This window comes from Streptomyces sp. NPDC001406 (assembly GCF_042895285.1).
In the GTDB taxonomy this organism is placed as follows: domain Bacteria; phylum Actinomycetota; class Actinomycetes; order Streptomycetales; family Streptomycetaceae; genus Streptomyces.
In genome coordinates, this window is the sequence record NZ_JBIAWG010000031.1 from 38,148 (window position 1) to 61,067 (window position 22,920).

Genomic DNA, 22,920 nt, shown 5'->3' on the forward strand with positions numbered 1-22,920 from the left:
GCCTACTTGGCCGTTGCCTCCTTGAGCGCCGCCGCCCTCTTGAGCGCCGCGTCACGCTTACGGACGTACCAGATGCCGATCAGCCCCAGGCCGCCGCCGGCCAGGCAGGTCCACAGCCACCAGGTGTGGCCGTGGTCGCCGAACCAGCCGTAGAACGGCAGCTGGACCAAGAAGAGGACGAACCAGACGATCGTGCCGCCGGTGATGGTGGCGACCACGGGGCCTTCCAGCGGCTCCGGCGCCTCGTGCTTGGGGGTCCACTTCGTCATGCGCACAGCTTACGAGGCGACCGGCAGCGGCTCACCGGGCGACCGGGGCGGCTGGATCTACGCGCGGAGATAGCGTTCAGGTTCTCATACGTTCATACTGAAACCGTTTGTCACTGGCCACTTCTGCTCGTATGAAAGTCCAAAGGGTCTTGGGGGAGTCCCTTTGGTGATGAGGTCCCGCATGTCCACCCCGGCACCTGCCAAGGTTCCCGCCCCCGAACAGCCGGGGAGCATGCCGTCCTACGGCGCCCTCGACCGCTTCTTCAAGATCTCCGAGCGGGGCAGCACCCTGCCTCGCGAGGTCCGCGGCGGCTTCGCCACGTTCTTCGCGATGGCCTACATCATCGTGCTGAACCCGATCATCCTCGGCAGCGCCAAGGACATCTACGGGCACCAGCTCAACAACGGGCAGCTGGTCACGGCCACCGCCCTCACCGCCGCCTTCACGACCCTGCTGATGGGCGTCATCGGCAACGTGCCGATCGCGCTCGCCGCCGGTCTCGGGGTGAACTCCGTGGTCGCCCTGCAGCTCGCGCCGCGCATGTCCTGGCCCGACGCCATGGGCATGGTGGTCCTGGCCGGCTTCGTGGTCATGCTGCTCGTCGCCACCGGGCTGCGCGAGCGCGTCATGAACGCCGTGCCCTACGGGCTGCGCAAGGCCATCTCCATCGGAATCGGCCTGTTCATCATGCTGATCGGCCTCGTCGACTCCGGCTTCATCACCCGCATCCCGGACGCCGCCCACACCACCGTCCCGCTCCAGCTCGGCGCCGACGGGCACCTCAACGGCTGGCCGGTCCTCGTCTTCATCCTCGGCGCGCTGCTCACGCTCGCGCTCATCGTGCGCAAGGTCCCCGGCGCGATCCTGATCTCGATCGTCGCCATGACCGTGCTCGCGCTGATCATCGAGGCCGTCGCCCATGTGCCCTCCTGGGGTCTCACCACCCCGAAGTGGCCGGGCAACCCCGTCTCCACCCCCGACTTCGGGCTCATCGGCCAGGTCAGCATCTTCGGCGGCTTCGGCAAGGTCGGTGTCCTGACGGGCGTCCTCTTCGTCTTCACCGTCCTGCTGTCCTGCTTCTTCGACGCCATGGGCACGATCATGGGCGTCAGTGACGAGGCCAGGCTGACCGACGCCAAGGGCGAGATGCCCGGCATCAACAAGGTGCTCTTCATCGACGGTCTCGCGGTCGCCGCGGGCGGTGCCACCTCCTCCTCGGCCACCACCGCCTTCGTGGAGTCCACGGCCGGCGTCGGCGAGGGCGCCCGCACCGGCTTCGCCAACGTCGTCACCGGCGGGCTGTTCGCCGTCGCCCTGTTCCTGACCCCCGTCGCCACGATGGTCCCGTCCCAGGCCGCCACCCCCGCGCTGCTCGCGGTCGGCTTCCTGATCCTGGCCGGCTCGGTGAAGGAGATCGACTGGGCCGACTACACGATCGCGGTCCCGGCCTTCATCACGATGGTGATGATGCCGTTCACCTACTCGATCACCAACGGCATCGGCATGGGCTTCATCACCTTCGTGCTGATGCGGCTCGTGGTCGGGCGCGCCCGCGAGATCCCGGCCCCGATGTACGTCGTCGCCGCCGTCTTCACCTTCTACTACCTGATGCCCGCCCTCGGTCTCACCTGAGCCGCGCTCAGGTGAGACCGTAGAACTTCTCCGTCTCCTCGACGGCGGCCTGGAACCGCTCGTCGAAGTCGTCCCGTATGAGCGTCCGGACCACATAGTCCTGGACGCTCATGCCCCTTTTCGCCGCGTGGTGCCGGAGCCGGTCGAGCAGTTCCCCGTCCATCCGCACGCTGAGCACTGTGGTCCCCATGCACATGAGGGTCGCCACAGGGGGAGGCCCGGCGCGTCACTTTCCGCGCTCGACTCACTCGTACGGGTGAGTCGAGGGTTCAGTGGCCAGGGTCACGGGCATTCGGGCGTGTCGCCGGTGGTCTTTAGCGAGAGTAATGAGTTACGCTAAAGAACATGCCGGACCTTACCCATGGCGACGATGTTGCCGCCGTGAACTCCCTGCGCTCCGCCGTGATGCGGTTGTCCCGTCGGCTCAAGCACCAGCGGGTCGACGAGTCGCTGAGTCCCACCGAGATGTCGGTGCTCGGCACCCTGTCCAACTGCGGCAAGGCCACACCGGGCGAACTCGCCCGCAAGGAGCACGTCCAGCCGCCGTCGATGACCCGCATCGTGGCGCTGCTGGAGGCCAAGGGCCTGGTCCGTCTCGAGCCGCACCCCGAGGACAGACGCCAGAAGGTCGTCACCAGGACCGAGCAGGCCGAGGCGATGCTCGAAGAGAGCCGCCGCAAGCGCAACGCGTTCCTGGCCGGCCTGGTCGAGGGCCTCGACGAGGACGAGTGGGCGAAACTCCGCGCCGCCGCCCCCGTGCTGGAGAAGCTCGCACACCTGTAAGGACGTATCCCTCCGCGAACGAGCCGGAGGGGCGCGCCGGAGGCGAACGAGCAAACGAATAAGGAGGCGAACCCACTTTGAGTACGGGATCCGGAGCAGCTTCCGCCCCCGCACCGACCACTCCCACCTCCCCTGGCCGTACCCGCAGATCCTCGATGTTCAGCTCCCTGGGGATCCGGAACTACCGACTCTTCTTCATCGGCCAGGTCGTCTCCAACACCGGCACCTGGATGCAGCGCATCGCCCAGGACTGGCTGGTGCTCAGCCTCACCGGCTCCTCCGCTGCCGTCGGCATCACGACGGCCCTGCAGTTCCTGCCGATGCTGCTGTTCGGCCTCTACGGCGGCGTCCTCGTCGACCGCCTGCCCAAGCGCCCCACGCTGCTCGTCACCCAGGCGTCCATGGCGCTCACGGGCCTCGCGCTCGCCGCGCTGACCCTCACCGGACACGTCCAGGTCTGGCACGTCTACCTCGCCGCGTTCACCGTCGGCCTCGCCACGGTCGTCGACAACCCGGCACGCCAGTCCTTCGTCTCCGAGATGGTCGGCCCCGAGCAGCTGCAGAACGCGGTCAGCCTCAACTCCGCCAACTTCCAGTCGGCCCGGCTGATCGGCCCCGCCGTCGCCGGCCTGCTGATCACCGGCGTGGGCACGGGCTGGGCCTTCCTCTTCAACGGCCTGTCCTTCGTCGCCCCCATCGCCGGCCTGCTGCTGATGCGAGCCCGTGAGCTGCATGTGGTCGAGCGCGCCCCGCGCGGCAAGGGCCAGCTGCGGGAAGGCCTGCGCTATGTCGCCGGCCGCCCCGAGCTGATCTGGCCGATCGTCCTGGTCGGCTTCATCGGCACCTTCGGCTTCAACTTCCCGGTGTGGCTGTCGGCCTACGCCGACGACGTCTTCCACGGCGGCGCCGGCGCCTACAGCCTCTTCAACACCCTGATGGCGGTCGGCTCCCTGGTCGGGGCGCTGCTCGCCGCCCGCCGCGGCACGGCCCGCCTCCGCATCCTGATCGCGGCCGCGGCGGCCTTCGGCGCCCTGGAGATCGTGGCCGCGCTGGCGCCCTCGTACTGGCTCTTCGCGCTGCTCATGATCCCGATCGGCAGCTTCGGCCTGACGGTCAACGTCACCGCGAACTCCGCGGTCCAGATGGGCACGGACCCGGCCATGCGCGGCCGGGTGATGGCCCTGTTCATGATGGTCTTCATGGGCGGTACGCCACTGGGCGCACCGGTCGTCGGCTGGGTCACCGACACCTACGGCCCCCGCATCGGCTTCGCCCTCGGCGGCGCCATCGCGGCAGCCGCGGCGGTCACCGTCGGCCTGATCCTCGCCCGCGTGGGCGGCCTCCGCCTGTCGGTGGGCTGGAACCACGGCCACCCCCGGGTCCGGTTCGTACCACGCGAGCAGGAGCTGGCGACTGCGGCATGAGGTGCCCGGTCCGGGAGGTCCCTACCGGACCCTTCGGGCCAGCACCTGGCCCGGCCACTTGTCCTTGCCGAAGGTGAAGGCCTCGGTTCGGGTGAAGCCGTTGTTCTCGTAGTAGGCGACCAGCTTGCCGTCGTCGCCCGCGTAGCAGTCCACGCGGAGGAGGGAGATCCCGGCTCGGCGGGTCTCCTCGGCGGCGTGGGTGAGGAGCGCGGCGCCGACGCCCATGCCCTTGAAACGGCGGTCGGAGGCGAGGATGTGGATGTAGCGCTCGGGCTCGCCGGCGGGCGCCAGGTACGGGCCGGGCGAGTCGGTGAGGGTGAGGGTCGCGGCCGGGACGCCGTCCACCTCGGCCATGTACGGGGAGCCCTCGCCGACCGTCCGCTCGATCATGGCCACCGCACGCGGGTTCTCCGACAAGGGCTCGACGCCCCACTGCCGGGTCCTTCCCTGGGCGACCAGCCAGGCCACGGAGCTGTCGAACATGCCGAGGATCAGCGGAACGTCGTCGAGGCTGCCTTCTCGTATGTCGATCACCATGAACCCATCATGCCCGCCCCGTCTGGGAGGGTGACCGCATGAGACTTTTCGCCGCCGTACTGCCCCCGGAGGACGTGACGAACGAACTCGCCGCGGAGGTGGACGCACTGCGCCGCCTGCCCGGCGCCGACGGGCTGCGCTGGACCGGCCGCCCCGGCTGGCACTACACGCTCGCCTTCTACGGCGAGGTCGACGACGAACTCCTGCCGGACCTGTCGGACCGGCTGGAGCGCGCGGCCCACCGCACCGCGTCCTTCCCCCTCGCCATCGCGGGCGGCGGCCAGTTCGGGCACGGACGGGCCCTGTGGGCCGGAGCCGAGGGCGACCTGGAGACACTGCGGCTGCTCGCCGACCGGGCGGAGGCCGCGGCGCGCAGGGCGGGGGTGCCGATGGGGGAGCACCGCCGGTACAAGGCCCATCTGACGGTGGCGCGCAGCCGGGACTCGGTGGACGTACGGCCGTACGTCGAGAACCTCCGCGGCTTCACCAGCCGCACCTGGACCGTGGCCGACCTGGCCCTGGTGCGCAGCAACCTGCCCAGGTCCGGGGTGCCCGGTGAGGAACCCCGGTACGAGGCGGTCGCCCGCTGGCCACTCGGCGGGGCCGGTTAGGCTCGACCGCGTGGACCCGAAAACCCGGAACCGGATCATGGCCGGTGCGCTTGTGCTGATGTTCGTGGTGGTGGCGCTGGCGGCGGCCCTCGGAAAGTAGACCGCCGCCGCTTCGCCCTGCCGTCGGTGGCGGCTACCAGGCGAAGGCCTCGGGGGAGGGCCCCGGACCGGGGAAGATCTCGTCCAGCCCCGCCAGCAGTTCCTCCGACAGTTCCAGCTCCACGGCCCTGAGGGCCGACTCCAGCTGCTCGGCCGTGCGCGGCCCCACGATCGGGCCGGTCACGCCGGGCCGGGTCAGCAGCCAGGCCAGCGCCGCCTCACCCGGCTCCACCCCGTGCTTGTCGAGCAGATCCTCGTACGCCTGGACCTGCCCGCGGATGGCGGTGTTGGCGAGCGAGTCGGCGGCCCGGCCGGAGGAGCGCCGTCCGCCCTGCGCCTCCTTCTTGATCACACCGCCCAGCAGCCCGCCGTGCAGCGGCGACCAGGGGATGACCCCGAGGCCGTACTCCTGCGCGGCCGGAATGACCTCCATCTCGGCGCGACGCTCGGCGAGGTTGTACAGGCACTGCTCGCTGACCAGCCCCATGGCGCCGCCGCGCCGGGCGGCGATCTCATTGGCCTGGGCGATCTTGTAACCGGGGAAGTTGCTGGAACCGGCGTAGAGGATCTTCCCTTGCTGGACCAGGACGTCGATGGCCTGCCAGATCTCCTCGAAGGGGGTGCTGCGGTCGACGTGGTGGAACTGGTACAGGTCGATGTGGTCGGTCCGCAGCCGCTTCAGGCTGGCGTCCACCGCGCGCCGGATGTTGAGCGCGGAGAGCTTGTCGTGGTTGGGCCAGGGTTCGCCGTCGGCGGCCATGTTGCCGTACACCTTGGTCGCGAGCACGACCTTGTCACGTCGGTCGCCGCCCTTGGCGAACCAGTTCCCGATGATCTCCTCGGTACGGCCCTTGTTCTCGCCCCAGCCGTACACGTTGGCGGTGTCGAAGAGGTTGATGCCCGCGTCCAGCGCCGCGTCCATGATCGCGTGACTGTCGGCTTCATCGGTCTGCGGGCCGAAGTTCATGGTGCCGAGGACGAGTCGGCCGACCTTGAGTCCCGTGCGTCCTAGCTGCGTGTACTTCATGGTCCACAAGCCAACGACTTGGAGTGCGCTCTATGCAAGCCGCTCGGTGTCAAGTCCCGAGCCCGCGTGCCACGGCATGCAGTGGCATGACCGGGCGGGGCGGCTCCCGGCCTAATGGACACGAGGCCGGCGGCCTCTCCCCCAACCCCACCACTGCAGGAAGTGCATCCCCATGACTCTTCGTACTCGGACTGTTCGTACTCGATTCCACCGCCATGCGCTGCTCGCCGCGTCGGTCGCCGTCACCGGAGGCGTACTGCTGCCCGGCAGCGCGCTCGCCGCCACGGAGTCACCGCCGCCCGCCAGTGCCGTCACGGCCGATCACTGGGTGGTGGTCACCGACGCCCCGAGCGGCATCAAGGTCGAGCTGCCCGGAAAACCCAAGGTCCAGAAGTACACGAAGGCCAAGGACGGCATGGACGGTCGGATCTACATGGCGGGCAACGACAACCAGGTCACCGGCTTCGCGGTCTTCGACGTCCACGGCGCGAAGGACCTCAAGGACAACCTCCGGGCCTTCCTGGACGGCTACAACCAGTACTCCCGGTCCCCCGGCGTCAAGCTCACCAGCACAGTCACCAAGGAAACCGACATGAACGGCCGTCGTACCCTCGACGCGCGGCTCTCCGCCAAGAACGGAACCGTCGGCTCCACACGCTTCATCGACGACGGCAGGCACTACGTCCAGCTGCTGAGCATCAGCTCAAAGAAGCAGGCGGCGTCGATGGCCCCGACGTACCAGCAACTCCTCGACAGCCTCCACATGCCGGCCCCCACCGACACCGAGTCCTCCTGAACGCCCCCGATGGCGATCAGTCCCGCGGGAACTCGTCGGTTTCGAGGGTGAGGCCCAGGGGCGTGGTGGTCAGGTCGACGTCGGTGCCGTAGGCGACACGCAGTCGTTCTGCGCGGTCCCCGCCGAGATCACCTCCGCGATGAACTCGACGTCCTCGTACCGCCAGCGGCCCTCCTCGTTCTTCGTGGCACCGGCGCGGAGCCTCGCCACGTCTGGGCAGAAGCCGTTCTGGTGACCGGGGAAGTCGATACGGACGTCCGAGAAGTCCCGAGTGCCCCGCCGTCCGAAGTGGTCTTCGAGAGCCCGGAGGATCCGGCGAACGGTATCCCAGTGGATGTCTCGCTGCGGAGTCATGTGGACGGTGCTCCCGACGATCTCGACCTTGTAACCCTCGGGGACGGGCATCCGCTCAAGGCGCTCGAACCAGTCGTCCAAGCGCATGGCATTCTCGTCGGCCATGTGGATCTCGATCCTGTCTGAGTCCTCCCGAAGGCCCCTGACGGCGATCAGTCCCGCGGGAACTCGTCCGTTCTGAGGGTGAGGCCGACGACCGTGTTGGTGAGGTCCAGGTCGCTGCCGAAGGGAACCGTGGTCTCGATCTCGTAGTCGCCTTCCTTGGGCTGGGTGTAGATGTGACACCTGCGCTGGTAGGGGTCGGCGATGACGTAGACCGGGACTTCGGCTGTGGCGTAGGCGGTCTTCTTGGGGCCGTAGTCGTTGGCCGCGGTGCCCTTGGAGATGACCTCGGCGACGAACTCGACGTCCTCGTGGCGCCAATGGCCGGTTTCCGTCTTCGTGGCACCCTCAGCCATCACCGTCACGTCCGTGGCGAAGCCGTTGAGGTGGCCCGGGTAGTCGATCCGGACGTCGGACTTCACCCGCTTCCGGGGGTACTTGGGCCGCAACTGCTCGACGATGTCCAGGATGATTTCCCAGTGGGTGTCCCGCTGCGGCGTCATGTAGACGGTCCCCTCGACGATCTCGACCTTGTATCCCTCGGGGACGGGCATCGTCTCGAGCCGCTCAAACATCTCGTCCAGCGTGCTCTCGTTGTCGCTCTCGGCCATCGCGATCCTGTCTTCGAGGACGGTCATCGTGGCGCTCCTCCCCGGCCGCTCCGTCGATGAGTGCGGCCGCGCGGTTCAACGATACGCACGGTGACCGGGAGACGCCGGAATCAGGTCAATTCGTTCCAGCCACGTACGCCTGTCCGACCCCCCACGCCTCCCACATCGCCCCCGCGAACGCCTCCGCGATCCGGTGCTCGCCGCTTTCGTTGGGGTGTGTGCCGTCGTAGGTGTCGGCGTGGATGTCGTACGACTGCGGTGGTGACGCCAGCAGGATCGGTGAGCGGGGCTCGTCCAGGTCGGCGACCGCCTTTGCCAGCAGGACGTTGAACCGGTCCACCTGCTCGGCGAAGGGCGGGTCGGCCGCGGCGCGGATGTTCGGGATCACCGGGAGCAGGACCATACGGATACGCGGGTTGGCCGCACGGGCGGCCGCGACGAAGGCCCGTGCGTTCTCCGCCGTCTGCTCCGCGTTCGTGTAGAAGCCCAGGTCGATCAGGCCGAGGGAGACCAGCAGGACGTCCGCCCGGCACTTCTTCACCGCGTCGCCGATCAGCGGAGCCATGTGCTGCCAGCCCTCGCCCCAGCCGGCCAGATGTGCGCGAGGGAAGTCGGGGTCGGCGTAGTAGTACGACGTGGGGGCGTCCGCCATCTTGTCGTACAGCGTCTCGCGCGGGCCGACCAGCGTGAACGGGCCGTCGTACGTCGCGCACAGGTGCTGCCACAGCCGGTAGCGCCAAGTGTGTTCGCCCGCGCTTCCGATCGTCATGGAGTCACCGACGGGCATGAACCTGAGCATCCGCTCATGATGGACGATCACGGGGGCGGGTGGGGTGTGAGGCCCACCACGTCCCACCACCGGGCCACCTCGTCCGGTGAACCTCCCTGCGGGATGGCAGGCTTGGGGGCATGCGTCGATCCTTCGCCCTCCTCGCCGGAGTCCTGCTCACGGGCGCCCTCGCCCTGCCCGCCTCCGCCGCAGGCGGTGACGGTGACGAAGGGTTCACGATCAAGGACTCGCGGATCGCCGAGTCCAGCGGTCTCGCCGCCTCGCACCTGCACCGGGGCATCTACTGGACGCACAACGACAGCGACGACGGGCCGTACATCTACGCCGTGGACAGCAGCACCGGCAGGACCGTCGCCACGGTCACGCTCAGCGGCATCGGCTCGCCGCGCGACGTGGAGGCCATCTCCATCGGGCCCGGCAACCAGATCTACGTCGGCGACATCGGCGACAACCTCGACGGCAGCTGGCCGTACGTCTGGATCTACCGGCTGCCCGAGCCCAAGGTGCTCAAGAACCAGACGATCAAGGCCACGCAGTACGTCGTGAAGTACTCCAACGGGGCGCGGAACGCCGAGTCGCTCGTCGTCCATCCGAAGACCGGCCGGGTGTACATCATCGACAAGAAGGAGAACGGCGGGCACCTGTACGAGGGCCCGGCCCAGCTGTCGCCCTCCGGCGCCAACATCTTCAAGCCCGTCGCCGCCGTCGACCTCTGGGCCACGGACGCCGCCTTCTCCCCCGACGGTGAACAGCTCGCCGTGCGCGGCTACTTCGGCGGCATCTACTACGACTGGAACGGCGGGAAGATCGAGCGGAAGGGGCGGCTGGACGTGCCCCTTCAGGGGCAGGGCGAGTCGATCACCTACTCCGCCGACGGCACCAAGCTCATGTACGGCAGCGAGGGCGCGGACAGCACGGTGGAGGCGCAGAGCGCGCCGGGCGGCGGAGCCGGGTCCGACAAGTCGCCGTCCGGAGGCGGGAGTTCCGCGGCTGCCGGGAGCGGTGGCGGCGCTACGGGCGACGGCGTCAAGTTCGGAGCCCTCGCCGTGGCCGTCGCCGCGGCCGCCGTGTTCGGCCTACGACGGCTGCGGCGACGCGGCTGAGGGGCCGGGTCACCTGAGAGGCCGGGTCACCGCACACAACCGGGGGCCGGGAAGGCCGTCGTGCCCGCGGGGTGGCCGCCGCCCTCCATGTTGGTGAGCAGCTCGGGGGCCTGCCCGTAGGGGTCGATGATGCGGGCCACGAAGCCGGCGCTCTTCGGCAGCGCGGGGTGCGCCCGGTCGACGACGCCGCCGACGCGCGTGCCGTCGCCTTCGTTCTTGAAGTAGGCCGACGGTCCTCCGGGACCGTTGCTCAGCACGGCGACGGTTCCGGCCCCGATGAAGCTCTCGTCGACGAGGGTGCAGCCCCGGGCGTCGGGGGTGCCGGCCTTCGGAAGCGGGTAGGTGTGCGTCCCGCTCTTGGCGCCGGCCACCGCGCCGGTCACCTTGAGCTCGGGGGCGGAGCTTTCGGCACCCACCAGACTCAGGGAGAGACCGCGCTGCTCGGCCGTCCTGTGCGAGCGGTCGAGCTTGTCCAGGACGCGGTACATGTAGGCGTCGCCCTGCCGCCAGTTCGGCCCCACGGCGCGGATCCACGCTTCGGGGCCGCCGGCGCCGGGGTCGTTGCGCAGGACGGCCACCATGTTCTGGCCGATGGCGACGGACTTGCCCGCGTAACGGGCGGCCGGGTCGCCGGCGGCCGGGGCACCGGCAGCCGGGCGGGTGGCGGGGGTGGCCGAGGCGGTCGCCACCGGCAGAAGGGCGGGGGCGACCAGGGCGCCCACGAGTACCGGGGCGGCCAGGAAAAAGCGGCGCTGGCTTGCGTGCACGGTCGGCATGGGAGAGCTCCGCGCGTTTCATGGTCCGATGCCGTAATTGTCGCATGCGCAAAGGGCGATTGCCGCACACGCAAAGGGCGCCCGGCAGGTGCCGGGCGCCCTCAGGGCCGTACGAGGAACGACTACAGCTTCTCGATGACGTAGTCGACGCACTTCGTCAGCGCCTCGACGTCGGCCGGGTCGACGGCCGGGAACATCGCGATGCGCAGCTGGTTGCGGCCGAGCTTGCGGTAGGGCTCGGTGTCGACGATGCCGTTGGCGCGCAGCACCTTGGCCACGGCCGCCGCGTCGATCTCGTCCGCGAAGTCGATCGTGCCGATGACCTGGGAGCGCTTGGCCGGGTCGGCGACGAACGGGGTGGCGTACTTGGACTCCTCCGCCCAGCCGTACAGGCGGGTCGAGGAGTCCTTCGTACGGGCCGTGGACCAGGCGAGGCCGCCCTGGCCGTTGATCCACTCCAGCTGCTGGTTCAGCAGGAAGAGGGTGGCGAGGGCCGGGGTGTTGTACGTCTGGTTCTTGCGGGAGTTGTCGATCGCCGTCGGCAGGCTGAAGAACTCCGGGACGTGCCGGCCGGACGCGTGGATCCGCTCGGCGCGCTCGATCGCGGCCGGCGAGAAGACGCCGATCCACAGGCCGCCGTCGGAGGCGAAGGACTTCTGCGGGGCGAAGTAGTAGACGTCGGTCTCGGCGACGTCGACCGGGAGGCCGCCGGCGCCGGAGGTGGCGTCGACCAGGACGAGCGCGCCCTCGTCGGCACCCGCGACCCGCTTGATCGGGGTGGCGACACCGGTGGAGGTCTCGTTGTGGGTGAACGCGTAGACGTCGACGCCCGCCTCTGCCCGCGGCTCCGGGTGGGTGCCCGGGTCGGAGGAGATCACGGTCGGCTCGGCGAGCCACGGGGCGAGCTTGGCGGCCTTGGCGAACTTGGAGGAGAACTCGCCGAACGTGAGGTGCTGCGACTTGTTCTCGATCAGACCGTGGGTCGCGATGTCCCAGAACGCGGTGGACCCGCCGTTGCCCAGGACGACCTCGTAGCCCTCGGGCAGGGAGAACAGCTCGGAGATGCCCTCGCGCACCTTGCCGACCAGGTTCTTGACCGGAGCCTGGCGGTGGGAGGTGCCGAGGAGGGACGTGCCGGTGGCGGCGAGGGCGTCCAGCGCCTCCGTCCGCACCTTGGAGGGACCCGCGCCGAAACGTCCGTCCGCGGGCTTGATGTCAGAGGGAATCTGGATCTCAGCCACGAGCCGGAGCGTATCCCTTCGGTGAAACCCTGCGGAAACGTGTCCGTTCGATGAGACGACCTCCGCCGACCCGTGGACTTGTGAAGAGCTACGACGTCATGGCGGGGTCCGTCACTGTCAGTGGTCGGATGCATCCTGGACGCATGACGGATCTGGCGGCGGAGCTGCGGGGAGCCGTCCGGGGCGAGGTGGGTTTCGACGTCACGTCCCGGGCGCTGGTCACCATGGACGCGTCGAACTACCGGCGTGTCCCGCTGGGGGTGGTGGCGCCACGCGATGTTGACGACGTGGCGGCGGTCCTCGACGTGTGCCGGGCGCACGGGGTGCCGGTGGTCGCGCGCGGCGGCGGCACGTCGATCGCGGGACAGGCGACGGGCACGGGCGTGGTGCTGGACTTCACCCGGCACATGAACCGGGTGCTCTCGGTGGACCCCGAGGCGCGCACGGCCGTCGTGCAGCCGGGCCTCGTCCTCGACCGGCTCCAGGAGGCCGTCGCCCCGCACGGCCTGCGCTTCGGCCCGGACCCGGCGACACACAGCCGGTGCACGCTCGGCGGGATGATCGGCAACAACTCGTGCGGCTCCCACTCGGTGGCCTGGGGGACGACCGCGGACAGCGTGCGGGAGCTGGCCGTGGTCACCGCGCGCGGCGAACGGCTGCGCCTTGGCCAGGACTGGGCCGGCGCGCCGCAGGGCCTGCGGGCGCTGGCCGAGGGCGAACTGGCCCGGCTGCGCACGGGCTTCCCGGACCTGCCCCGCCGCATCTCCGGGTACGCGCTGGACGCGCTGCTGCCCGAGAAGGGCGCCGATGTCGCCCGCTCCTTCTGCGGCTCGGAGGGCACCTTGGGCATCCTCACGGAGGCGGTCGTACGACTCGTCGAGGCGCCCCGCGCGCGTGCCCTGGCCGTGCTGGGGTACGCCGACGAGAGCGCGGCCGCCGAGGCCGCGGCGGGACTGCTGCCATGGGGGTCCCCCCGCTCGAGCGAAGCCGAGAGTGGGGGAGGCCCGCTGACCGTCGAGGGCATGGCGGCCGACCTGGTGCCCTCCGCGGCCGGGCTGCCCGGGGGCGGCGCCTGGCTGTTCGTGGAGACGGGCGGGGAGTCCCCGGGAGAGGCACGCACGCGTGCGGAGGCGATCGTCCGCGCGGCCGACGTCGTGGACTCCCTGGTGGTGACGGAGGATGCCGCCCAGCGGGCCCTGTGGCGCATCCGGGAGGACGCGAGCGGCACGGCGACCCGTATGCCGGACGGGGCGGAGGCCTGGCCGGGCTGGGAGGACTGCGCGGTGCCGCCCGCGCGGCTCGGCGCGTATCTGCGGGACTTCCGGGGGCTGCTGTCCGCACACGGGCTGCGCGGCACGCCGTACGGGCACTTCGGGGACGGCTGCATCCATGTCCGCATCGACTTCGACCTGATGACCGACGCGGGTGTGGGCCGCTTCCGGCGCTTCTCCGAGGAACTGGCCGACCTCGTGGTGGCGCACGGCGGTTCGCTGTCCGGGGAGCACGGGGACGGACAGGCCCGCGCGGAGCTGCTGCCGAGGATGTACGGCGCGGAGACGGTCGCCCTCTTCGAGCGCGCCAAGGGCGTATGGGACCCGGACGACCTGCTCAACCCCGGCATGCTGGTCCGCCCCGCCCCGCTGGACGCCAACCTGCGCTTCGCCGTACTGCCCCGCCGCCCGGTCGACGTGGCCTTCGGCTACCCGGCCGACGGCGGTGACTTCTCGGCGGCGGTGCGCCGGTGCGTCGGGGTCGCCAAGTGCCGTACGACCACGGCGGCCGGCCCCTCCGTCATGTGCCCGTCCTTCCGGGCGACCGGCGAGGAGGCGCACTCCACGCGCGGGCGGGCCCGGCTGCTGCACGAGATGCTCGCGGGAGAGCTCGTGACGGACGGCTGGCGCTCCACCGAGGTCCGCGACGCGCTGGACCTGTGCCTGTCCTGCAAGGGCTGCCGCTCCGACTGCCCGGTCGAGGTCGACATGGCCACGTACAAGGCGGAGTTCCTGCACCACCACTACGAAGGACGGCGGCGCCCGGCCGCCCACTACGCGATGGGGTGGCTGCCGCTGTGGCTGCGCTGGGTGGCCCGCACGCGCACCGCGCCGGTGCTCAACGCGCTCGCCTCCGTCCGGCCGTTGGCGCGGGCGGCGAAGAGGCTGGGCGGGATCGCCCCGGAGCGGGAGATTCCGCGGGTGGCGGGGGAGCCGTTCAGTCGCTGGTGGGCGCGGCGGTTCGGGGCGAAGCTGCGGGAGTGGGCTGCAGTGGGACGAGCGGGCGAGCGCGAGGCCGAGGCGCCCCCGACCACCGTCCTGCTGTGGCCGGACACCTTCACCGAGCACTTCTCGCCGTCGGTGGGAAAGGCGGCCGTACGCGTCCTGGAGGCGGCGGGACTGGTCGTGATGCTCCCGCCGACGAGACGGATGACGGTGCGGCGGTCGGCGCGGGGCGAGGTGGCGGGGGTGGGCATGAACCTGTGGGCGCCGGGCCGCCGCATGCGCGTCTGCTGCGGTCTGACGTACGTCTCTACGGGCCAACTGGAGCGTGCCCGCGCGGTGCTGCGCCGCACGCTCGACCTGATGGAGCCGTATCTGCTGCCGGAACTCGGCGACGACATCCCGCCGGTCGTCGTCCTGGAGCCCAGCTGCGCGGCCGCCCTCCGTACGGACCTGCCCGAGCTGCTGCACGACGACCCGCGCGCGGCACGCCTGGCGTCGGCGGTCGTCACCTTCGCGGAGGCCCTGGCGCGGTACGCGCCCGAGTGGACCCCGCCCCCGGTGGACCGCCCCGTGGCCGGCCAGACCCACTGCCACCAACACGCGGTCCTGGGTGACGCCCCCGACCGCAGCCTGCGCGAGGCGGCGGGCCTCACCGGCGAACTGACCGGCGGCTGCTGCGGCCTCGCGGGCAACTTCGGCTTCGAGAAGGGCCACTTCGAGGTGTCGAAGACCTGCGCCGAGGAACAACTGCTGCCTTCGGTACGAACGGCCCCCGAGGGGACGGTGATCCTGGCCGACGGCTTCTCCTGCCGCACACAGCTGGAGCAACTGGCCGGGGTACGGGGGCGGCACTTGGCGGAGGTGCTGGCGGATGCGCTGGAGGGAGAGGGGAGTTGAGGAGGCCTGGGCATGAGTCAGTCGGCGTGGCCGAGGCAGCGCAGATAGGTGTGCAGGGCGGCCGAGGCCCTCAGCCGGTGGAGGCTGCGGTGGTGCAGGTCCTTGCCCCGGAGGGTCAGTTCGCCGCGGAGGCGCTCGGGGTTGTCGGTGGTGCGCAGTTCCTCCAGGACCGTGCGGATGGCGTCGAGGGGGTAGTGGCCGCGGCGCAGCAGGGCGACGACGTGGGCCGCCTGGAGTTCCGAGCGGGTGTAGCGGCGGTATCCCGTGGACGGCTCCCGGTCCGGCCGTAGCAGCCCCCGGGCCTCCCACAGCCGCAGGACCGGGGGTCGGACGCCCACGGCGCGGGCGACCTCGCCGATGCGCAGGGCGTGCCGGGTGGGGCCCGGAGCGACCGGCCCGCCGGCGAGCACCGTCTCCAGCGCCTCGTGCACGGCCGCCAACTCGCCCCGCTCCCGGTCCAGCCGGGCATGACTGGCATCGAGCTCGGCCAGCGCCGCCTCCAGGTCACCGTCGTGCACGGCACGCATGACGATCCGCGCGGTCGGCCAGCCGTGCCCGGCGGCCACCTCCCGGGCCGTGGTGAGGGCCTTGGCGTGCGCGTCGGTGAAGACGCGGTATCCGCCGGCGGTGCGGTCGACCGGCGGGAGCAGCCCCGTGTCCACGTAGTTCCGCACCTGCTGGGCCGAGATCCCGGCCGCCCGCGCGAGGTCGGCGACGCGCAGCCTCATCGGCGGTTGAGACTTCCCGGACATATTCATCGTCGAACCTGCATTGATCATCTCAAATTTAGTGAATAGCACTTGAATGAAACAATTGATACCGCAGATATCGGCAGACCCGACAGGAGGAGTCAACTGTGAAGTTCCTGCTGGAAGTTGATGTGGACGCCGGACGCGTGACCGAGGACCTCGCCCGGGAACTGGGCCGGATCCTCCGCTGCTGGGCCGGCAACCTGCACCACTACCCCCTCCGGCCGGGCGACGGCTCGCCGGTGTACGACTCGGAATACCAGGAGGTCGGCCGCTGGCGGATCATGGATTCATGAAACTCACTCTCCGGCCGACAACCCGTGCGGAGCACCTTGCCTTCATCGCGAGCCGCCCCTCCGCAAGCCATATGCAACTGCCGTCCTGGGGCGATGTGAAGCCCGACTGGCAGGCGGAGAGCCTGGGCTGGTTCGACGCGGAGGGGCACCTCGTGGGGGTGGGGCTGGTGCTGTTGCGGCCCCTGCCGAAGGTGAAGCGGTATCTCGCGTATCTGCCCGAGGGCCCCGTCATCGACTGGCACGCGCCCGACCTGGAGCGCTGGCTGGACCCGATGCTCGCGTATCTCAAGGGGCGGGGCGCCTTCTCGGTGAAGATGGGGCCGCCCGTGGTCATACGGCGCTGGAGCGCGGACGCGGTCAAGGCGGCGATCGCCGACCCCGAGGCCAGACGGCTGCGGGACGCCGAGGCGACCTCGTACGAACCGCGCGCCTTCGACGTCGCCGACCGGCTGCGCCGCATGGGATGGCAGCAGACCGAGCCCGGCGGCGAGGACGGCTTCGCCGCCGGGCAGCCCCGGTACGTCTTCCAGGTGCCGTTCGCCGGGCGGTCCCTGGACGACATCCACCGCGGCCTGAACCAGCAGTGGCGGCGCAACATCAAGAAGGCGGAGAAGGCGGGGGTCGAGGTCGTCCGCGGCGGCTACGAGGACCTGCCGGCCTTCTACGGCCTGTACGCCGAGACGGCCGAGCGCGACCGGTTCATCCCCCGCCCCCTGGCCTACTTCCAGCGCATGTGGACCGCCCTGGCCGCCGAACACCCCGACCGTATGCGGCTCTACCTCGCCCACCACGAGGGCGACGTCCTCGCCGCGGCCACGATGATCACCGTCGGCGGCCACGTCTGGTACTCCTACGGCGCCTCCACCAGCCGCAAGCGCGAGGTCCAGCCCAACAACGCCATGCAGTGGCGCATGATGACGGACGCCCACGAACTGGGCGCGGCCGTCTATGACTTCCGGGGCATCACCGACACCCTGGAAGAGTCCAACCACCTGCTCGGCCTGCTCCGCTTCAAGGCGGGCGCGGGCGGCGAGGCCGTCGAGTACCTGGGGGAGTGGGACTTCCCGCTGAACCGGCTGCTGCACAAGGCACTGGACGTCTACATGGCCCGCCGCTGAAGAAATACTCAGCCTGCCAAACCAACTCCCAGCTTTTCCCAGGGTATTCACAGCGCTCCTTTGCCATTTTTGCCGTCACGGCACATGTGGGCCGTGTAGCTTCTTGTTCATCGGGAGCCGGACGCGGAATTCTCGAATCACCTGAACTGCGAAACACTAGGAGTCGGAATGAGCTTCAAGAAGCTTGCCCCGCTGCCCCCCAAGCCCAAGTCGAAGCAGCTTCCTCCGCCGCCGAAGCCGAAGCCGAAGAAGCGCGCGCACAAGCCGCTGCCCAAGCCGCTGCCCGGCCAGGACGGCTGATCCGGCGCTGAGCGAATGAGGGGGGCCGATGGTGCACCGTCGGCCCCCTTCGCGCATTCCTGAATTCAATCGATCTCGAATCTCAGCGACTGATCTCGAATCTCGGCGACGGAAAGCGGAGGGAATGTGAAATGGACAAGGATGACAGTGGGAGTGCGGAACTCGAATACGAGGACACTCCGACCATCCCCGCCCGTACCGCCTTTCACCGCTTCTGGCCGCTGACCAGAGGACTGCGCCGGTGGCTGCTGGTCGTCTGGCTGTGCACGGTGCTCGCCGCGCTCGCCGAGACCGAGGCCATCCTGCTCTTCGGCGACCTCACCGACCACGCCCTGCAGAAGGGCTCGCTCAGCGCGTTCTGGAGTCCGGCCGTGAAGTGGCTGGGCATCGCCGTGGTCGGCGCGGCCGTCGCGTACGCGGGCAACTCCCTTGCCGCCTGGGTGACGGAGCGCTTCGTGATGCGGCTGCGCGAGCACGTCTTCGACCATGTGCAGCAGCTGCCCCCGCACTTCTTCCAGCGCCACCGGCAGGGCGATCTGCTCTCCCGGCTGACCGGCGACGTCGAGGCGATCGAGACGATGGTCGTCTCCGGTCTCGTCGGCGCCGCCTCGGCCGCCTTCTCCGCCCTCTTCTATGCGGCCGCCGCGTTCTGGCTGCGCTGGGACCTGGCCGCCGCCACCTTCGTCCTCGCCCCGCTGTTCTGGCTGGCGGCCCGCCGTTTCTCCGGCTCCATCAAGGACGTCTCGCGCGAGGGCCGGGTCGCCGACGGCGCGATCACCTCCGTCGTGGAGGAGTCCCTCGGCAACATCGTGCTGACGCAGGCGTACGACCGCCGGGACGCGGAGCGGCGGCGGCTGAGCGAGGAGGCGAACGCCTGGTTCCGCGCCGCGGTCCGCTCCACCCGCCTCAACGAGGCCTACGAACAGCTCGTCCAGGTCATAGAGACGATCTGCGTGCTGGCGGTGATCGGCATCGGCGCCTGGGAGATCTCCACCGGCCGGATGACCCTCGGCCAGCTGCTCGCGTTCGCCGCCTTCCTCGGCTACCTCTACCCGCCCGTCCGGGGCCTGGCCCAGCTCGGCCTCACGGTCACGGCGGCCACGGCAGGCGCGGAACGGCTCATCGAGATCCTGGACGTGGAGCCGTCGGTCGCCGACCCCCGTCGGGGCGTGGAGACCGGCCGCCCCGACGGCACGGTGGAGGTCCGGGACGTCGGCTTCAGCTATCCCGGCGCCGACGGAACGGCCCTGCAGGGCCTCTCCTTCACCGTCACCCCGGGCGAGCTGGTGATCATCACCGGCCCGAGCGGCGCGGGCAAGTCGACGGTGTCGAAACTCCTCCTGCGCTTCTACGACCCCGACACGGGCCAGATCCTCCTGGACGGCGTACCGCTGCGGGACTACCCGCTGGCCAGGCTGCGCGAGTACATCACCCTGCTCCCGCAGGAGACGCTCGTCCTGCACGACACGGTCCGCGCGAACATCGCCTGCGGCCGCCCCGGCGCCAGCGAGCAGGCGATCGTCGAGGCGGCGAGGGCGGCCGACGCGCACGACTTCATCGTCCGGCTCCCCGACGGCTACGACACCAGGGTCGACCCCAACTCGGCCCGCCTGTCCGGCGGCCAGCTCCAGCGCCTGGCCATCGCCCGCGCGATCCTGCGCGACGCACCGGTCCTGGTCCTGGACGAGCCGACGACGGGCTTGGACGCAATGGCCGCGCGCAGGGTGGTCAAGCCCTTGCGCCGCCTGACGACGGGCCGTACGACCATCGTGATCACCCACGACCTCAACCTCGCCCCCGACGCCGACCGCATCCTGGTCGTCGACCGCGGCCGCATCGTGGAGACGGGCCGGCACGAGGAACTGCTGGCGCGCGGCGGGGCGTACTCCCGGCTGCACCGCTCCCAGAACAACGCGGCGACGGACACGGCGGAACTGCGCCTGCCGCTGTTCGCGGAGGAAGCGCCGGCACCTGTGCAGGAGTACGCACACAAGTATGCGCACGAGTACGCACACGGGCAGGGCTACGGCAACGACAGCGGATACGACAGCGGATACGACCCGTACGCGGCGGCCGCGGTCTGGGTCCGATCCCCCTACGAGGCACAGGGAACGGTCCCCACCACACTCCCGGACGGCCGCCCGCTGTTCCGCGACGCGGCCCCCTGGCCCGGCATCTGATCTCAGCATCCAGGACAGTTACATAAGTGGTTCACACTCCTGACGAAGTCTATTACCCTGGACTCGGTAGTACATCGCGATGAACACACCTTGACCCGAGCCAGCCCCCAGGACCGCCCGTGAGCACCCCAAGCGCCACCACCCCGTCGTCCTCACCCACCTCCATGACGGACCACGTGCCCATGCCCGCTGGTGGCGCACCCCGCCGTTTCGGTTCCCTCGGCTCGCTCGGCCCGGTCGGGCTGGTGCTGGCCGGAGGGATCTCGGTCCAGTTCGGCGGAGCCCTCGCCGTGACGCTGATGCCCCGGGCCGGCGCGCTCGGGGTGGTCACCCTGCGCCTCCTCGCCGCCGCGGTGATCCTGATGCTGGTCTGCCGCCCCCGGCTGCGCGGCCACTCGCGCACCGACTGGGTGACGGTGATCGTCTTCGGCATCACCATGGGCGCGATGAACGGCCTCTTCTACGAGTCCGTCGCCCGCATCCCGCTCGGCCCCGCCGTGACCCTGGAGGTACTGGGCCCGCTGGCCCTCTCGGTCCTGGCCTCCCGCCGCGCGATCAACGCGCTCTGGGCGTGCCTGGCCCTGGCCGGCGTCTTCCTCCTCGGCGGCGGGGGCTTCAGCAGCCTCGACCCGGTGGGCGTCGCCTTCGCGCTCGGGGCGGGCGCGATGTGGGCGGCGTACATCGTCTTCAGCGCCCGCACGGGCCGCCGCTTCCCCCAGGCCGACGGTCTGGCGCTGGCCATGGCGGTGGCGGCGCTGCTGTTCCTCCCGCTGGGGATCGTCGAATCGGGCGCCAAGCTGCTGAACCCGACCACGCTGGCCCTGGGTTCGGCGGTGGCGGTCCTCTCCTCGGTCCTCCCCTACACCCTCGAACTCCTCGCCCTGCGCCGCCTGCCCGCCTCCACCTTCGCCATCCTCATGAGCCTGGAACCGGCCATCGCGGCGACGGCCGGCTTCCTCATCCTGGACCAGACCCTCTCCGCCACCCAGGCAGCCGCGATCGCCCTGGTCATCGGCGCAAGCATGGGAGCGGTACGGACACAGGTGGGCCGGGGGAAGGCGAAGCCACCGACGGCTGCTTCCTGACGGCTTCTGCGGCATGGCCAGGTGCGTGGGTAGAGTCGGGCTTGTGCCTTGAACCCCCGGCACCGGCGCGCGGGCGGCCCGTCAGCCGAGGTCACGAAGAGAACGGCGAATGAGTCTGCAGCACACCGAATCAGCGGGCGACGGACCGCTGATCCCTCGGCCGGGCCGCACTCCGGGCGCCCTGCGTGCCGCCTGTGCCGTGGTCGCGCCGCATCTTCTCGCCGCTTACGACCAGGCCAAGGACCAAGCGCTGGCCCAAGCCGTTGAACATGGTTCCCTCAGACCCGTCCACGCCTGCCTCAACCACTGGGCGGCTCTGCTCGAGATCGAGCGTCACCCCGAGACGGCGAGGGCGTACCACAGAGCCGAATACCTCGCCCACGTCGCGACCGCGTCAGAGGAAGCACGCGAGCATCTGACCATCGCCAGCGGTATCTACCGTGCCGCGGCCGAGGCGGTGCTCGCGGAGTGACCTGGCGTTAGGTATACGTTCCGGACGAGGAGACGGTGGCAGCCGGAGCGCCGCCCGGGTTCATCGCCGAAGTCGAGAAGACGGCAGACGAACTGGTCCGGGCGGCCGAGGCACTCCATCTTCACGGCCCCGCCTACCAGGGGGCCGACGAAGGGCGAAGCAACGCGTTCGTGGCGGGCGGCTTCTTCGTCTACATGGTCACACCCCGCTCGGAGCTCGTCAGCATCTGGCAGATCACGCCCGCCCCTCTGCCCTGACGGCCGCCGGCTGCTGCTGCAAGTCGCCCTGAGGCCTTCGCCTCAGAACCCCGCTCCGACCCACTCTTCGAACGTCGGCCCCGCCAGCCGCGCCCCCGCTCCCGGCAGCAGCCCCCCGTTCTCGAACAGGTCCCGCTCCGGGTTGGCCGGGTCGCTCACGGCCACCACCTTTGCCGACGGGTCCCGGTGGGACATCAGCAGTCGGGCAGCCTCCTCCAGGCTCTCCTCGCGCGGCCCGGCCACCTCCGGGAACGGCGCCCGCGCCCCCGGCGCCGCGTCGGCCTCCGCCAGGTCCACCAGCGCTTCCGCAACGGCCCGCGCCGCGACCAACTGCGTCCGCATCTTCGGCACGTACACCGTGTCGCCCTGCCGCCCCCACTGCGTCAGCTGCTCCACGAACTCGTGGAACTGCGCCGCCCGCAACACCCGCACCGGCACCGGCCCGGCCAGCACCGCGCGCTCGTGCTCCAGCTTGGCCGCGTTGTAGCCCGCGACCGACTCGTCGATACCGATGATCGAGACGACGACCATCCGGCCGACCCCGGCCTTCTGCCCGGCCTCGTGCAGATTGCGGGCCGCCGCCGTGAAGAACTCCGTCGCCACCTGCTGGTCCGGCGAGGGAGTGCTGGCCGCGTCGATCACGACGTCCACACCCTCCAGCGCCTCGGCCAGCCCTTCCCCGGTCACGATGTCGACCCCGGTGGCCCGGGACATCGACACCACCCTGTGACCGCGCTCCGTCAGCACGTCCACCACATGCCGCCCGAGCCGCCCGGTAGCCCCGGCCACCGCGACCTTCTTGACCTCGCTCATGTCGGTCCCTCTCTCGGTTCCAGTCCCGCGATTGCGTCGTCACCGGTCTGACGGACGAGAGCGAGGGTGTGTGACAGGGGGCCGCCCGCTTCTTTGTCAGTGTCGTGCTTCCACGCCCCGAGTAAAGGGCGCTCCGCTATCGCTCCGCGTCGCCTTCGGCGATGCCCCTGCGGGGCACCCTTGACTAGGGGCGTTCCAGCACGGGTTGGAAGCGAGCGGGCGGCCCGGGGAAAGTGGCCGGCTTGGGGTGAGGGCCCCTTGGGTGGGCTGCGTTCTGGGCCGGGGTGGTGCGGCCGCGCCCGCGGACCCCGGCCCGGAACGCAGCCGACTGTTGCCCGCGAACTCCGTCTGGCCACCCGTCTTTCCGGGCCGCTCGCTCGC

Annotated in this window: 24 protein-coding genes and 1 pseudogene; 14 read left to right on the forward strand and 11 right to left on the reverse strand. The window is 70.4% G+C overall.

The features are described 5' to 3' along the window. Positions 1 to 2: 2 nt before the first annotated feature. Positions 3 to 269 (reverse strand): DUF2530 domain-containing protein, encoded by a 267-nt coding sequence (locus ACFY1J_RS43850; RefSeq protein WP_390712799.1) that lies wholly within the window; start codon positions 267 to 269, stop codon positions 3 to 5. A 181-nt stretch (positions 270 to 450) separates the two neighbouring features. On the opposite strand from ACFY1J_RS43850, the gene ACFY1J_RS43855 reads away from it, so the two are divergent. Then, complete coding sequence (locus ACFY1J_RS43855) at positions 451 to 1,902, forward strand: NCS2 family permease (RefSeq protein ID WP_390733166.1); 1,452 nt, start codon at positions 451 to 453, stop codon at positions 1,900 to 1,902. A gap of 7 nt (positions 1,903 to 1,909) precedes the next feature. Here the strand turns inward: ACFY1J_RS43855 and ACFY1J_RS43860 are convergent, their stop codons facing one another. Further along, complete coding sequence (locus tag ACFY1J_RS43860) at positions 1,910 to 2,092, reverse strand: ribbon-helix-helix protein, CopG family (protein ID WP_390712797.1); 183 nt, start codon at positions 2,090 to 2,092, stop codon at positions 1,910 to 1,912. 155 nt (positions 2,093 to 2,247) lie between these two features. Here ACFY1J_RS43860 and ACFY1J_RS43865 point away from each other — a divergent pair, with 155 nt between their 5' ends. Both ACFY1J_RS43865 and ACFY1J_RS43870 read left to right on the forward strand, forming a co-directional pair. After that, positions 2,248 to 2,685 (forward strand): MarR family winged helix-turn-helix transcriptional regulator, encoded by a 438-nt coding sequence (locus ACFY1J_RS43865; protein WP_390712796.1) that lies wholly within the window; start codon positions 2,248 to 2,250, stop codon positions 2,683 to 2,685. A gap of 155 nt (positions 2,686 to 2,840) precedes the next feature. Continuing rightward, positions 2,841 to 4,109 carry an MFS transporter gene (locus tag ACFY1J_RS43870; protein WP_390733167.1) on the forward strand — a complete coding sequence of 423 codons (1,269 nt, stop codon included), beginning with the start codon at positions 2,841 to 2,843 and terminating at the stop codon, positions 4,107 to 4,109. 21 nt (positions 4,110 to 4,130) lie between these two features. Here ACFY1J_RS43870 and ACFY1J_RS43875 read toward each other — a convergent pair whose 3' ends face one another. Next, a complete protein-coding gene (locus tag ACFY1J_RS43875; RefSeq protein WP_390712794.1) occupies positions 4,131 to 4,646 on the reverse strand; it encodes a GNAT family N-acetyltransferase in 516 nt (171 codons plus the stop codon). A 38-nt stretch (positions 4,647 to 4,684) separates the two neighbouring features. Between ACFY1J_RS43875 and thpR the strand changes: the two genes are divergently transcribed. Then, a complete protein-coding gene (gene thpR / locus ACFY1J_RS43880; protein ID WP_363298348.1) occupies positions 4,685 to 5,257 on the forward strand; it encodes an RNA 2',3'-cyclic phosphodiesterase in 573 nt (190 codons plus the stop codon). Between the two features lie 133 nt (positions 5,258 to 5,390). Here the strand turns inward: thpR and ACFY1J_RS43885 are convergent, their stop codons facing one another. After that, the gene (locus tag ACFY1J_RS43885; protein ID WP_390712793.1) at positions 5,391 to 6,383 is read right to left on the reverse strand and encodes an aldo/keto reductase; all 993 of its coding nucleotides are present in this window, start codon (positions 6,381 to 6,383) and stop codon (positions 5,391 to 5,393) included. A gap of 172 nt (positions 6,384 to 6,555) precedes the next feature. Here ACFY1J_RS43885 and ACFY1J_RS43890 point away from each other — a divergent pair, with 172 nt between their 5' ends. Then, positions 6,556 to 7,179 (forward strand): hypothetical protein, encoded by a 624-nt coding sequence (locus ACFY1J_RS43890; RefSeq protein ID WP_390712792.1) that lies wholly within the window; start codon positions 6,556 to 6,558, stop codon positions 7,177 to 7,179. Between the two features lie 16 nt (positions 7,180 to 7,195). Here the strand turns inward: ACFY1J_RS43890 and ACFY1J_RS43895 are convergent. From ACFY1J_RS43895 to ACFY1J_RS43905, 3 genes and pseudogenes are all read right to left on the reverse strand, one after another. Then, a pseudogene (locus ACFY1J_RS43895) lies at positions 7,196 to 7,638 on the reverse strand (Uma2 family endonuclease). A 47-nt stretch (positions 7,639 to 7,685) separates the two neighbouring features. Continuing rightward, positions 7,686 to 8,273: a Uma2 family endonuclease gene (locus tag ACFY1J_RS43900; protein ID WP_390712791.1), complete on the reverse strand. Its 588-nt coding sequence runs from the start codon at positions 8,271 to 8,273 to the stop codon at positions 7,686 to 7,688. Positions 8,274 to 8,361: 88 nt separating this feature from the next. Then, the gene (locus ACFY1J_RS43905; protein ID WP_390712790.1) at positions 8,362 to 9,045 is read right to left on the reverse strand and encodes a GDSL-type esterase/lipase family protein; all 684 of its coding nucleotides are present in this window, start codon (positions 9,043 to 9,045) and stop codon (positions 8,362 to 8,364) included. A 110-nt stretch (positions 9,046 to 9,155) separates the two neighbouring features. On the opposite strand from ACFY1J_RS43905, the gene ACFY1J_RS43910 reads away from it, so the two are divergent. Further along, positions 9,156 to 10,139, forward strand: a complete 984-nt coding sequence (locus ACFY1J_RS43910) for a WD40 repeat domain-containing protein (RefSeq protein WP_390712789.1) — start codon at positions 9,156 to 9,158, stop codon at positions 10,137 to 10,139. Between the two features lie 26 nt (positions 10,140 to 10,165). On the opposite strand, the gene ACFY1J_RS43915 is transcribed toward ACFY1J_RS43910, so the two are convergent. Next, complete coding sequence (locus ACFY1J_RS43915; protein WP_390733168.1) at positions 10,166 to 10,915, reverse strand: hypothetical protein; 750 nt, start codon at positions 10,913 to 10,915, stop codon at positions 10,166 to 10,168. A 122-nt stretch (positions 10,916 to 11,037) separates the two neighbouring features. Beyond that, positions 11,038 to 12,156 carry a phosphoserine transaminase gene (gene serC, locus ACFY1J_RS43920; RefSeq protein WP_390712787.1) on the reverse strand — a complete coding sequence of 373 codons (1,119 nt, stop codon included), beginning with the start codon at positions 12,154 to 12,156 and terminating at the stop codon, positions 11,038 to 11,040. 143 nt (positions 12,157 to 12,299) lie between these two features. On the opposite strand from serC, the gene ACFY1J_RS43925 reads away from it, so the two are divergent. After that, entirely contained in the window at positions 12,300 to 15,269 is a 2,970-nt protein-coding gene (locus tag ACFY1J_RS43925; RefSeq protein WP_390733169.1) for an FAD-binding and (Fe-S)-binding domain-containing protein, read from the forward strand. A gap of 17 nt (positions 15,270 to 15,286) precedes the next feature. Here the strand turns inward: ACFY1J_RS43925 and ACFY1J_RS43930 are convergent, their stop codons facing one another. Next, entirely contained in the window at positions 15,287 to 15,997 is a 711-nt protein-coding gene (locus ACFY1J_RS43930; protein WP_390712785.1) for a MerR family transcriptional regulator, read from the reverse strand. Positions 15,998 to 16,125: 128 nt separating this feature from the next. On the opposite strand from ACFY1J_RS43930, the gene ACFY1J_RS43935 reads away from it, so the two are divergent. The 7 genes from ACFY1J_RS43935 (at position 16,126) to ACFY1J_RS43965 (ending at position 21,726) form a co-directional block, all read left to right on the forward strand. Continuing rightward, complete coding sequence (locus ACFY1J_RS43935; RefSeq protein WP_390733170.1) at positions 16,126 to 16,314, forward strand: hypothetical protein; 189 nt, start codon at positions 16,126 to 16,128, stop codon at positions 16,312 to 16,314. Further along, entirely contained in the window at positions 16,311 to 17,432 is a 1,122-nt protein-coding gene (locus ACFY1J_RS43940) for a lipid II:glycine glycyltransferase FemX (RefSeq protein ID WP_390712783.1), read from the forward strand. Before ACFY1J_RS43935 ends, ACFY1J_RS43940 begins: the two co-directional genes overlap by 4 nt. Before the next feature lie 168 nt (positions 17,433 to 17,600). After that, the gene (locus ACFY1J_RS43945) at positions 17,601 to 17,732 is read left to right on the forward strand and encodes a hypothetical protein (protein ID WP_390712782.1); all 132 of its coding nucleotides are present in this window, start codon (positions 17,601 to 17,603) and stop codon (positions 17,730 to 17,732) included. A gap of 131 nt (positions 17,733 to 17,863) precedes the next feature. Then, positions 17,864 to 19,912: an ABC transporter ATP-binding protein gene (locus ACFY1J_RS43950; protein WP_390712781.1), complete on the forward strand. Its 2,049-nt coding sequence runs from the start codon at positions 17,864 to 17,866 to the stop codon at positions 19,910 to 19,912. Between the two features lie 119 nt (positions 19,913 to 20,031). Next, complete coding sequence (locus tag ACFY1J_RS43955; protein ID WP_390712780.1) at positions 20,032 to 20,997, forward strand: DMT family transporter; 966 nt, start codon at positions 20,032 to 20,034, stop codon at positions 20,995 to 20,997. 109 nt (positions 20,998 to 21,106) lie between these two features. Continuing rightward, positions 21,107 to 21,469, forward strand: coding sequence for a DUF6247 family protein (locus tag ACFY1J_RS43960; RefSeq protein WP_390733171.1), 363 nt, complete (start codon positions 21,107 to 21,109; stop codon positions 21,467 to 21,469). A 35-nt stretch (positions 21,470 to 21,504) separates the two neighbouring features. Next, positions 21,505 to 21,726, forward strand: coding sequence for a hypothetical protein (locus ACFY1J_RS43965; RefSeq protein WP_390712778.1), 222 nt, complete (start codon positions 21,505 to 21,507; stop codon positions 21,724 to 21,726). A 42-nt stretch (positions 21,727 to 21,768) separates the two neighbouring features. Here ACFY1J_RS43965 and ACFY1J_RS43970 read toward each other — a convergent pair whose 3' ends face one another. After that, positions 21,769 to 22,539 (reverse strand): SDR family oxidoreductase, encoded by a 771-nt coding sequence (locus ACFY1J_RS43970; protein ID WP_390712777.1) that lies wholly within the window; start codon positions 22,537 to 22,539, stop codon positions 21,769 to 21,771. Positions 22,540 to 22,920 lie beyond the last annotated feature (381 nt).